Below are 10,979 nucleotides of genomic sequence, written 5' to 3' on the forward strand. Positions count from 1 at the left end.
GTTGAAAAGTCCTTTCGCATCTCAGCAGCACCGTCCGACGCCGGCGATGCCGTTTAGGGTAGTTACAGACCGGATCGAGTGCCGAACGGCACCGCCCCTCCGCGTGGGGCGGCGTCGGGCGCGCGACCTGCGGTCGCGATTTATTGGATTCCGGCCTGGCCGCTGACGCGGGAAACGGTATTCTCCGCACGCGAAAGCCTTTTCCGGAAGCGTCGTGTTTTGCCTTGAGGGGGCCGCGCAAGAGGCGCGGATACCCGACAAGGCGAAACCGGCTGGAGACAGTTTTCTTTGCTTCGTTTGACCTGTGGTCTTCCTCGCGCTGCCTCGGCATAGCCCGCAAGCGGTCTCTGTCCTCGGAACGCTGCTCGGTTCTTTTGCTGTCAAAAGAAAAGAAGAACCCCGCCGGTTTGAGGCGGCTAAGAAAAAAGGGCCCCCGCGGCCTGAGCGGCATCAAAAAAAGTTTTTATAAAGAACAAACGCCTCACCGGATCGAGGCGATTACCCCCCAAAAAAACACCCGGCTCGAAGGCTGCAGAAAACCGAACGTTTATTTCTTATTCGCCGGGTCTTCGCAGAGTTCCGTAAGCACCCCCATTGTCGACTTCGGATGCAGAAACGCGATATTCAGACCCTCCGCCCCCCGCCGCGGCGCCTTGTCGATCAACTGCACGCCCTCCGCTTCGCAATGCGCCAGCGCCTCAGACACCCCGTCAGCCACCGCGAACGCCAAATGATGAATTCCCTCGCCCCGCTTTTCGATAAACTTAGCGATCGTACTGTCGTCGGAAGTCGGCTCGAGCAGCTCGATCTTCGTTTGCCCCGCCTTGAAAAAAGCCGTGCGCACCTTCTGATCCGCCACCTCCTCGATATTATAACATTTCAGGCCCAGTACCTTTTCATAATACGGAATAGCCGCATCCAGGCTTCTTACCGCGATGCCCAGATGCTCGATGTGGGAGATGTTCATAATGTATGGATTTTTAATCGTTTGAGTCGGAAGAAAACAGCTCGCCGAGCCGATCCTTACAAAGTTAGTTTTTGTTTTTGAAATATCAACCCGGACGGGAAAAAGAAACGCGGGCCAAAATAAGTCGGGGTAGAGGCAGCCCAAGCGATGCGAAGCATCGCAAGCCCACCGCGGGCACGCGGCCCCGCGCGGGAGCGCAGTTCCCTCAAACTCATCCGAGCGCGAGTGCTGGAGAAGGAAATCGTCCAAAAGCAGCTTGCGTTTTTGAACCAGATTTCCGCCAGCGCGCGGGACGAGGCATGTTCATCCCCGCGCATCGCGCCTTACAGAGCGAAACCGTTCCGATAAATGATAATTTATCGGGAATGATTTTGCCGGCGCACGGGAAAATACGTAAAGGCGGCCCGACTTGTATGTTGAGCGGTTTCGCGCGGACAAAGCACAGTTCTTGGTAACCGACTCGAAAGAGGCAGGGCAGAGTTTGTCGAAAACAATGGTCGCCGCCTGCAAGGACTGACGAACGAAAGTGAGTTTCGGCCCGCCGCGTGGGGAGGCGGCGATCCGACGGCTCTGACGAGCCGCGAATAACATGGCATTGATTTTCGGATTGCGTATCGAGCGGCACCCTTCTCCGATGAGGGAGGCTGCCGCCCGACAGAGGAAGATCACAGCCGAAAATCCTTTCGTATGGCAAACAGTATCATTCCCGACGCCGCTCAATAGACTTTTCCGCGCAGAACCGCCTGCGGTGTCTCGTCCGACGCCGGAACCGTCACGAAACGCACCGTCTTGTAGAACGCCCCCCGGTCGGTCGGCATCAGCGTCACCGCGACCCGCACGCTGTCGCCCGGCATCACCGGTTTTTTGGGCCAGGCCGGTTTGGTACACGTGCAATCCGTCTGAATGTCGCGGATCACGATCGGTTTGTCCGATAGATTGACGCATGTCAGTTCGACCCGGTTTTTCGACCGGAGGGCGATCTCGCCCATCCGGACGACCGAAGGGGAAACCCGCAGCGACTGGGCGGCCGCTGCGCCGCAGCTCAGCGTGCAAAGCCACGAAAGCCAGATTCTCTTTGTCATCATACCCGTGAAAGACTGCTCGGTCGGGTTTCCCCGAAGTTCCGGGGCGACCCCGGCCCGAATTCGACTTATTGAAACAAAAGTAATATCTTTGTTTACTCGAGACTAACCCAAAACTAAATAAATATGAAGAAAATCTCACTCGTAGCCTCTTTGGCCGCCGCGTTGCTTTTTTCCTGCGCTGGCGACCCGTACAAGGGGCTCGAACCGAAACTGGCCGCTGACCTGCAGGCCAACATCGCCGCTGCCGGCGAAAACGGGCAGGAACTGCTCGCTGCGCTGAAAAGGGCGCCGAAAGAACAGAAAGAGGGAATGGCTTTCCTGATCGCTTACATGCCGGAGGGCGACCGGGATACTTTAAAGGCGGACTTCCTGCTCGAAGAGGTGGACTGGGCGTATCGGGCGCGCGAAACTTTTCCGTGGGCCAAGACGTTGCCGGATTCCGTTTTCTACAACGATGTGCTGCCGTATGCTTCGATGAACGAACGGCGCGAACCGTGGCGGGCGATGTTCTGGGAAAAACTCTATCCGCTGGTGGACAGTATCACCGATGTGCGGGCGGCGATCGACACGATCAACAAACAGCTGCAATACTTGGTCGAGGTGGAGTACAATACCAAGCGCCGCAAACCGCACCAGTCGCCGAGCGAGTCGATGGAGATCGGGATGGCTTCGTGCAGCGGGCTGTCGATCCTGCTGACGGATGCTTTCCGGACGATGGGCATTCCGTCGCGCATCGCGGGGACGCCGCTGTGGGTGTCGAAAGAGGGAAATCACAACTGGACGGAGGTCTGGATCGACGGCCGGTGGTATTTCACGGAATACTATCCTACGCCGGCGCTGAATCACAGCTGGTTCCTGGAACGGGCGGGCAAGGCGGACAAGAGTGATCCGATCTACTGGATGTATGCTACTTCATGGCGGCCGACGGGGCTGCATTTCCCGATGGTGTGGGATTTCGAGAATCATAATGTGCCGGGGATCGATGTGACGGATTTTTATATCGACCTCTACAATGCGCAGATGGCGGAGGCCAGGAACGGGGCGCCGGTGGTGATCCGGGTCTTCAAGTCGAAAGAGGGGGGGCGCAGCAGTGCCGACCGGGTGGCGCAGGACATCAAGGTGGTCGATGAGGCGGGGAATATGGTGGCGGCGGGTAAAACGGCGGGGCCGACGGCCGATATGAACGATTACCTGACGCTCTACCTGCCGTTTGGCAAGGAACTGAAAGCGGAATTCACGGACGCTGCGGGAACCGTCCACAGCGCGCCGGTTTCCACGCCGAAGGCTGCGCAGGGCGAACAACCGGAACCGGTGGAGGTGGAACTCTATCTCGAATAATCTGTTCTCGGAACGTTCGGAAGCTCCCGGAGATTTTCGGAGGCTCCTGAAGATTCCCAAAGATTCCCAAAGGTTTCCGAAGATTCCCGGAGGTTGCCGATGGTTTCCGGAGGCGGCCGTCTCCTATTCGGGGAGGCGATACAAAGCGGGAGGGAAGCTATGTTTTCATAGCTTCCCTCCCGCTTTTGTGTCGGTTCGGCTCAGCTCAGGGAAACGATCTTCCCCGGCCCCGATAACAAGAAGACCCTCCGTCCTATCGGGTCACAAAGTCTTTTCGGTGCAGCGACCAGTCGTTGTCGAAGAAGCCTGCCGTTTCGACCGCATCCAATCCGTCTTTCAGCATATCCGCCCGGAAGATGATCAGATCCGGGAACCCCGTGATCCCCGAAATGTAGTTGTTCGGGCCGGTTGCGCGCATCCCCTCGGTACCGGTAGCCGTCACTACCCCGACCAGCGCGTCCGGGTAGTCCGGATGGGGATAGACGAAATAAGCCCCTATGTCGTTCCCTGTGAAGGTGCGCGTCCCCATCGAGACTTCGCCGTTACGCACCTGAATGGGACAATCTTTCAGGAGTCGCGACCACACATAATTGTTGTCGTAATTCCCGTAGAGAATCACATTGCGGTTCGGGTATTTGGCCACTTCGTATTCGAGATCGGGAATGATGTCTACCGAACCGTTGCCCCGGTAGTAGAAGGTCTCGGCGTCGAACCGCGCCTTGGCGCGCCACCAGGCTGTCTCTTCAGCCGTCCCCACCGTCGAATAGACGAATACCATGCGGTTGTCGAACGCCTGCTTGAATCCTCCGTAACGGCCCGAATGTTTCTGTTTCGGATCCACTTTGTCCGACACTTTCCATTTCCCGTCGCGATAGGCCACGATGGCTTTTTGCGCAGTCGGCACCGTCAGCCGCTCTCCGCTGCCGAACACGATCGTCGTTTCCGGGGCTTTCATCTTCAGGGCCGGCAGGTCGAATGTCAGCAGCACGGTATTCTCTGCCGCTGCTACGCGGATCACCGTGTCCCCTTCCCTGCGCACTTGCACGTTCGTATACCGGTACGGGCTTTCCTGCTGCTCGACGGTCAGCCAGTAGTCCTGCGACGAAACGGCCGGTGAAGCGGTGTAAAAGTCGATCTCGTCCACGTCGCTTGCCGCGGGGATCGAATGGCGGGCGAAAAAGTCGAAGATCGGCGGCCAGTCGACGCTGGCGTCTCCAAACCAGTGTTCGCCGCCGGGATATTCGTGGTAGCAGAAGTCGGTGTGGAAGCGGCCCAGCGCTTCCCGCATGATATGCGCCTGAGAGGTCGGCACCACATTGTCCGCCGAGCCGTGATGGATATAAACTCCCGACTGTTTCAGGTTGCGGGCCAGCGCCACCACACGTCCTGCCGCGGCTCCCCGCACGAAGGGCTCGAACAGCGGGTGGCGGCGGTGCATGGCGTCCCCTTTGCCGCTCCCGTAGCCTGCAATGTCGGGATACCCGGCGCACGGCGCGATGGCGGCGAATTTCGACGGGTAGGTGGTCCCCAGGAACCAGGTGCCGTGGCCGCCCATCGAGTGGCCGGTCAGGTAGATCCGGGTCGTGTCGGTCTTGAAAATGCGCTGTGCCTCTTCTAACACTTCCAGCGCGTCGATGCGGCCCCACTCTTCCCAGTTGAATCCGTAGGGGCGGCGGTTGGTCGGTGCGACGATGTCGACCCAATCTTTTTGTTTATAGGCGCGGGCCTGGTTGCGGGCTTCGACCGAGGCGCCGTGCACGGTCAGGATAAATGCTTTCGCACCGGTATCCCCTGGCTCGGTGCGCAAGGCCGGGGCTACGCTGTAGTATTGTACGCTCCCGTCGATCCGGCTCACGAATGTCCGTTCGTGGTGTATGGCCGGCGATACCTGCCGCAGCTGAATGGTCGCGGTGTCGAGCACTTCTCCGTCCCGGATCAGTTCTAAGCGGGCTTCGAGTGGCCCGTTGAGCGAGTTTTTCCCGGTGGCCGGCAGCTGGAATTTCACTTTCCGAACTGCCAGAGGCATGATGTCGTCGGTCTTGCATTCAACGGTGTCTCCGACTTTCCGGCCGTCCGGTGCCGAGAGGGTGGCCCGTATCGTCAATCCTGTCAGTGGCTTCTCTGTGGCGTTCACGACGCGGATCGCTGCCCATTTGGGGCCATTCTCGCCTGCGATTAGGTCGGGCAGGGTCATGTCCCGCTTGGTGAACAGGATCGGTTTCTTGGGTGCGACCAGTTTCGATTCCACCCGCCCGAAGCGGCCGGGGGTATAGATGATTTCGTTCAATCCTTCTTTCAGCCGCACGGGAATCAGTGTGTAGCCGAAGTCGTAGTGGTCGCCTTCGTGCGGCTCGCCGTTGATGTAGGTGCGTGTTCCGCCGGTGGTCTCTAACAGGGCGATTTCGGACTGGGGGGCGGTATAGGCGGTGTAGAGGTAGGCGGAACGCATCTGCGGGCTGCGGAATATGCCGCTGGAATCTGCTGTGATCGGGCTCCATATCCAGTCGGGCAGCTTCGTCCACCGGGGCTTGTGTCCGCGGGCAGCTGCCTGCCGTTCGGCGTGGGACTGGTAGGCCATGGGCGCCTCTTTCTGGTTCGGGTAGGTGTAGCCTAAGCTGTCTCCTGCTTGCGGGGTGGTGAACCGGCCGGTGGCATACAGCCATGCTACCATGTCCTGGCCGTTGTACAAGGTGCCGGCGCCCATGCCGCCGGGCAGGAGCAGGCCTTCGCGGAATCGGTGGAATACGCGTCCTTCGTCGGTGGTTTCTACTTTCTGCTGTCCGAAGATGGCGACGATGTTGCCGTCGTCTGGTGCCGCCTGCCGGGCAGAAACCGTATGCCATGCGATGGATGCTGCCGTGCAGAGGGCTGCGTTCCGCAAGGTCTGGAAAGTGATCGAGGTCATATTATGCTGTGGATTGATTGGTCTGAGGGGTGGTAAAAGTAATGATTTTCACGAAAAAACCACACTGCGACAGACGTGCAGTGTGGTTTTTGACCATTCTTTACTGGATATGGGACACTCTTTCCGGCGAACTATTCTTTTCTGTCGGGAGCTGTGGTCGTAGAGTTTTCGACTTCTTCGTATTCGATGTATTCGCCTACGCTTTTGCCGACTTGGTATTCGCTGTGCCGGTTCGTGTGGGTGACTGTCACTTCGCCTTCTCTTTTCTTTTTGCGACTGCCGCCGAAATTGGCATAGAATCCGCGGAACGAACCGTCCCCGAACGTGCCGCCGGTCGCTTTCCCGTCGCTGCCGAATTGCTGCTGGAATTCTCGCTGTTTGCGGGCGATCCACCAGCGCAGGGTCCACCGTCCGAAAAGGCCGAGCAGCCAAAAAACGACGAATAGGAATAGGATGACGGTCAGAAAGGTCTCCATTGGGGTGCTTTATTGTTGTCTTGCAAAGATAACGCGGAACCGGATATTTTTAGTACGTTCTCCCAAAATGAAAAAATTACCGATCGTTTTATTGTCTGTTCCTTCGGTTGGATGGAACCGTACCTTTTAACTTCGCTACGCTCGTTTTTCTCCTCGCCGCTCGGCAGAGCGTGCAAGCCCGCTTTGCTCTCGCTGGCAGCGTCGATTCTGAAGAAAAGGTACCCAAAAGACTTTCAGATAGCTACGCTACTCCTTAGGCTCCGCAGTCCTCTTGCATTGAGCTTGCTTTGGGGTGTGGCAATAGCGGGCATAAAGCGTTATTTTCCTAAGTGCCCGCTATTGCTCATACCCCAAGAGAAGCAAAAACAAAGGTACCCGGCAGGCTGAAGAGATGCGCAAGCATCTCAAAAAGTTTGGCTTCGCCTTCCTCCTGGCGCCTCGGCCATTCGAGCAAGCTCGATGGCTCTCGCCTGCTGCGTCGGTTTTCTGGTTCTCTTTGTTCACAAAGAGAACAGTTCTATGTGGGTACGTACTAATTAACCGATCATAAAAAATGCCTCGGAGCAGGGGCGGTCTTTACACGGGGATACGAAAAAGGCAGGGTTTCGTATGGAACCCTGCCCGTTCCTGCGCAGAAAGTGATGTGCCGCGGGAAGTCCTTCCAGCTACGCCGCCGTCACATCCGCCAGCAGCGCCTTCGCTGCCGCCACATTAGCCCCTGCGGTCACCTTGCGCAGCCATTCTGCAGCCTTGGCATTGTTCCCCTTGTTCTGGTATGCCACACCGATCAGAAAAGCCACGTCGCTTTTCTTTTCAGCGTCGGTCTGAGCGGCATACGCTTCCGCCCCTTTGGCAATCACCACGTCGTATTTCTTGAGGTTGTTGGCCGTCTGGATCAGCAGCAGATTGGCGTCCGCATTCTCCGGAATGGTCGCCACATAGGTCTGCACCTTTTCGATGTCGCCCGCCTTGGCCGCTTCGGAAGCCGCTACGAGCATATAATTGGCCATATCAGCCTTCGCATCCGTCGCCTGCTTGGCGAATTTACTGTTTTCCGCTCCCGCTTCGATCACTTGCTTGTACAATGCGGTCGCTTGATCCAGCTGTCCGAGTTCAGCATACGATTTAGCTGTGTAGTACGCCAGCTGGATGTTGTCCGGATCTTGTTCGAGCCCTTTCGAGAAGCTTTCGAGCGCTTTGGTGTAGTCTTTGGTGTTGAAGCTCGTGATCCCTTGCACCATATAGAGTTGCGATACGGTTCGCCCCATCTTGCGCGTGGTCATCACGTCGCCCTGAAGGTCGGCAAGATCTCCGGCTTTGGTAAAAGCGGCGATCGCCTCGTCGATTTTCTGAGCTTTGTAAAGGTTTGCTCCTTTTTGCTGATAGCACATCGGCAACAGTTTCTGTGCTTGTGTGGTAATATCCACGGCATCGGCGCCGACGGCCTGCCCCATTTTGACCACCTCTTCGAGCACCGGAATGGCTTCGACGAGTTTCTTGGCATTGACCAGCTCACCGGCCTCTTTCATTTTGAGACCCACTTCTTCGACGGTTTGCGCCGAAGCGCCCAGAACCGTCATGGCTGCGGCCAAGGCCACTCCCCACAATTTAGCTTGCTTCATTTTTGTTACGGTATGTTTAGATTAATGTTCGACAAATATCCGCCCCTTGTGCGGAACGGCGATTACAAATTGAATGATTTTTTCGGAGATTTCAAAATCGCGGCGACGGTTCAGGACGCTATCCGCACAATTTCAGTCTTTGGCACTCCGCAAGGCGGCAAAAAATTCCGACAGGAGTTGCGAGCATTCTTCCTCCGCGATTCCCGATACGACCGCCGTTTTCGGATGCAGCAGCTCTTCTGAAACGGTGGTATAGCCCCGTTTGGTGTCCCGTGCGCCGTAGACGAGTGTTCCCAGCTGCGCCCATCGCAGGGCGGCGGCGCACATCGGACAGGGTTCGACGGTCACATATAAAGTGCACTTGTCCAGGTATTTGCCCCCCAAAGCCGAAGCGGCAGCGGTCAGCGCTTGCATCTCGGCATGTGCCGTCACATCGCCCAAGGTTTCGGTCAGGTTATGGGCGCGGGCGATGGTGCGTCCGCCGGCCATGACCACGGCTCCGATCGGTATTTCGCCCTGCCGCGCCGCCTCCCGGGCTTCGCTCAAGGCTATCTGCATGTATTTCTCGTGTGTCTCCAATGTTCGCACAGGCTGCTGCCGGTTCGTCTTCGATCGCAGAGGCGGTCGCACCGGGTCATTTCAAAAGGCGGGTCATACATCGGACGAGGCTCTCTTTCCAGTCCGGGATTTCCAGTCCGAAAACATCCCGGATCTTCTTTTTCGAGAGCACCGACCAGGCCGGACGTTCCGCCGGGGTCGGGTAATCCGCCGTTGCAATCCCTTTCACCGTACAATTCCGTCCTCCTATGCGCATAATTTTGCTCGCGAAATCGCACCAGGTCGCGATCCCTTCGTTCGTATAATGATAGAGTCCGAACAACTCCTCCGCCCGTTCCGGATGTTCGTCGCAAAAGGCTGCCATCCGCAGCAATGCCGCCGCCAGATCCGCCGCATAGGTCGGTGTTCCCCACTGATCCGCCACCACCCCCAGCTCCGGACGTTCCGCTCCCAACCGCAGCATCGTCTTCACGAAATTATTCCCGTAGGTACTGTAGAGCCACGCGGTACGCACCACGAAACTGCGTTTGTAGCCCAACGCATAGCGTTCTCCTTTCAGCTTGGTCGCCCCGTAGACCGACCGCGGCCCTGTAGGATCGCTTTCGGCCAGCGGCCGCCGATCGGCCGGCATCCGCCCGTCGAACACATAATCGGTCGAAATCTGAATGAATCGGGCACCTGTCGCTTCGGCTGCCGAAACGAGATTCCGAACGGCTTGGGCATTCAGCAGTTCGGCCCGTTCCGCGTCTTCTTCCGCCCGGTCTACTGCGGTGTAAGCCGCGGCGTTGATGATCCATGCCGGTCGTTCGGCTTCGACAAAAGCCCGAACGGCCGCCCGGTCGGTGATATCGAGTTCCGCCACGTCCGTAAAAACGAATGCGTACCGTCCTGCATACCTCCCGCTCCGGTCGATGTCGCGCAATTCGTTTCCCAACTGTCCGTTCGCTCCGGTTACCAAAATCTTATTCATTATCTGTATTTTGATGCTTTTCTGTTCTCCAATCGCCATCGGACAGATGATCGTCCCAATCGTCCGGCAGGCGAGCTGCACCGTTGGCTATTTTATTAGCGGTCTCCTCCGTTAGCTCCGTCTGTTGTTGTGTCGGAATCCGATAAACCGCGACCTTTGGTCGCGCGAGTCGCCGCCACCCCGGGCGGAGGCTCGGTGCCGCTCGGCACACGAACCGGACTGGAACTCCCCTAAGTTTCCCGGGCGTCCGACCCTTAAATAGCACTTCGCAAAAGTGCACAGGCCGAAAGTACCGCTGGGTTCCGAGTGGGACGAAACTCCGGTCGTTTTCCTGTTGGAAGCCAAGTAAACCGCGACCTTCGGTCGCGCGAGTCGCCACCATCCCGAGCGGCGCGAGCAACTTCGGCGGTGCTCGTTGCTCTTTCCGCTGGCGGCGACCCGGTACTATTCAGAATCATTCTTTGTCCTCGCGCCGGGATGAACATTCTTTGTCCGCGCGCTGGCGGAAATCCTGTCCCAAAAGAGGAAACTGCCCTCGGGGCGGGCAGGCCGTTTAACTAAGTCCTCTCAAACTCTAACAAAAGCCCCAACGGGGCCCCGCGGCGGGCTTGCAAAACTTCGTTTTGCTTGGATCGGAACTATCCCGAACAAAAACCGCGCGCCGGGAAAATCGTTCGTTTTCAACTCTCGTTGAAACCGTCGATTTTCCTTTTTCGGCGTGGCGCGCGAGGTGAACATTCTTTTGTCCCGCGCGCTGGCGGAAATCCTGTTCAAAAGCGCAAGCGGCTTTTGAACGATTTCCTGCTCCAGCCGTCGCGCGCGGGGTGCCGCTGGGCACTCCAGCGGGGGAAGGCTACACCTTTAACCGGAAGAAACTGCGCTCCCGCGCGGGGCCGCGTGCCCGCGGCGGGCTTGCGAAACTGCGTTTGCTTGGGCCGGAATTACCTCGAACAAAACCTGCGCGCCGGGAAAATCGTTTGCTTTCAACTCTCGTTGAAACCGTCGATTTTCCTTTTTCGGCGTGGCGCGCGAGGTGAACATTCTTTTGTCCCGCGCGC

At 57.7% G+C, this 10,979-nt stretch carries 9 protein-coding genes; 1 reads left to right on the plus strand and 8 read right to left on the minus strand.

Translation table 11 applies throughout. From position 1 onward, the window contains the following. Positions 1-547 precede the first annotated feature (547 nt). Both mce and Q0Z93_RS07770 read right to left on the minus strand, forming a co-directional pair. On the minus strand, positions 548-967 hold the full coding sequence (gene mce / locus Q0Z93_RS07765; RefSeq protein ID WP_298064354.1) for a methylmalonyl-CoA epimerase: 420 nt from the start codon (positions 965-967) through the stop codon (positions 548-550). Between the two features lie 716 nt (positions 968-1,683). After that, a complete protein-coding gene (locus Q0Z93_RS07770; protein WP_298064355.1) occupies positions 1,684-2,052 on the minus strand; it encodes a DUF1573 domain-containing protein in 369 nt (122 codons plus the stop codon). A 123-nt stretch (positions 2,053-2,175) separates the two neighbouring features. Between Q0Z93_RS07770 and Q0Z93_RS07775 the strand changes: the two genes are divergently transcribed. Beyond that, entirely contained in the window at positions 2,176-3,390 is a 1,215-nt protein-coding gene (locus Q0Z93_RS07775; RefSeq protein WP_298064356.1) for a transglutaminase-like domain-containing protein, read from the plus strand. 253 nt (positions 3,391-3,643) lie between these two features. On the opposite strand, the gene Q0Z93_RS07780 is transcribed toward Q0Z93_RS07775, so the two are convergent. The 6 genes from Q0Z93_RS07780 to Q0Z93_RS07805 all read right to left on the minus strand — a co-directional run. Further along, positions 3,644-6,295 (minus strand): prolyl oligopeptidase family serine peptidase, encoded by a 2,652-nt coding sequence (locus Q0Z93_RS07780; RefSeq protein WP_298064357.1) that lies wholly within the window; start codon positions 6,293-6,295, stop codon positions 3,644-3,646. Between the two features lie 131 nt (positions 6,296-6,426). Further along, the gene (locus tag Q0Z93_RS07785; protein WP_298064359.1) at positions 6,427-6,771 is read right to left on the minus strand and encodes a hypothetical protein; all 345 of its coding nucleotides are present in this window, start codon (positions 6,769-6,771) and stop codon (positions 6,427-6,429) included. A gap of 665 nt (positions 6,772-7,436) precedes the next feature. Next, complete coding sequence (locus tag Q0Z93_RS07790; RefSeq protein ID WP_298064361.1) at positions 7,437-8,393, minus strand: tetratricopeptide repeat protein; 957 nt, start codon at positions 8,391-8,393, stop codon at positions 7,437-7,439. Between the two features lie 132 nt (positions 8,394-8,525). Then, a complete protein-coding gene (locus Q0Z93_RS07795) occupies positions 8,526-8,972 on the minus strand; it encodes a nucleoside deaminase (RefSeq protein ID WP_298064365.1) in 447 nt (148 codons plus the stop codon). A gap of 55 nt (positions 8,973-9,027) precedes the next feature. Next, positions 9,028-9,921: a dTDP-4-dehydrorhamnose reductase gene (gene rfbD / locus Q0Z93_RS07800; protein WP_298064362.1), complete on the minus strand. Its 894-nt coding sequence runs from the start codon at positions 9,919-9,921 to the stop codon at positions 9,028-9,030. A gap of 861 nt (positions 9,922-10,782) precedes the next feature. Continuing rightward, positions 10,783-10,979 (minus strand): hypothetical protein (locus Q0Z93_RS07805; RefSeq protein ID WP_298064364.1); only part of this gene is annotated, 197 nt, incomplete at its 5' end.

Origin of the sequence: uncultured Rikenella sp. (genome assembly GCF_947628055.1) — a bacterium.
Taxonomy (GTDB): Bacteria; Bacteroidota; Bacteroidia; order Bacteroidales; family Rikenellaceae; genus Rikenella.

What these genes read in the sequence shown, in the direction of transcription:
- mce (WP_298064354.1), bottom strand. Translation starts at nt 967, where the DNA reads ATGAACATCTCCCACATCGAGCATCTGGGCATCGCGGTAAGAAGCCTG.
- Q0Z93_RS07770 (WP_298064355.1), bottom strand. Translation starts at nt 2,052, where the DNA reads ATGATGACAAAGAGAATCTGGCTTTCGTGGCTTTGCACGCTGAGCTGC.
- Q0Z93_RS07775 (WP_298064356.1), top strand. Translation starts at nt 2,176, where the DNA reads ATGAAGAAAATCTCACTCGTAGCCTCTTTGGCCGCCGCGTTGCTTTTT.
- Q0Z93_RS07780 (WP_298064357.1), bottom strand. Translation starts at nt 6,295, where the DNA reads ATGACCTCGATCACTTTCCAGACCTTGCGGAACGCAGCCCTCTGCACG.
- Q0Z93_RS07785 (WP_298064359.1), bottom strand. Translation starts at nt 6,771, where the DNA reads ATGGAGACCTTTCTGACCGTCATCCTATTCCTATTCGTCGTTTTTTGG.
- Q0Z93_RS07790 (WP_298064361.1), bottom strand. Translation starts at nt 8,393, where the DNA reads ATGAAGCAAGCTAAATTGTGGGGAGTGGCCTTGGCCGCAGCCATGACG.
- rfbD (WP_298064362.1), bottom strand. Translation starts at nt 9,921, where the DNA reads ATGAATAAGATTTTGGTAACCGGAGCGAACGGACAGTTGGGAAACGAA.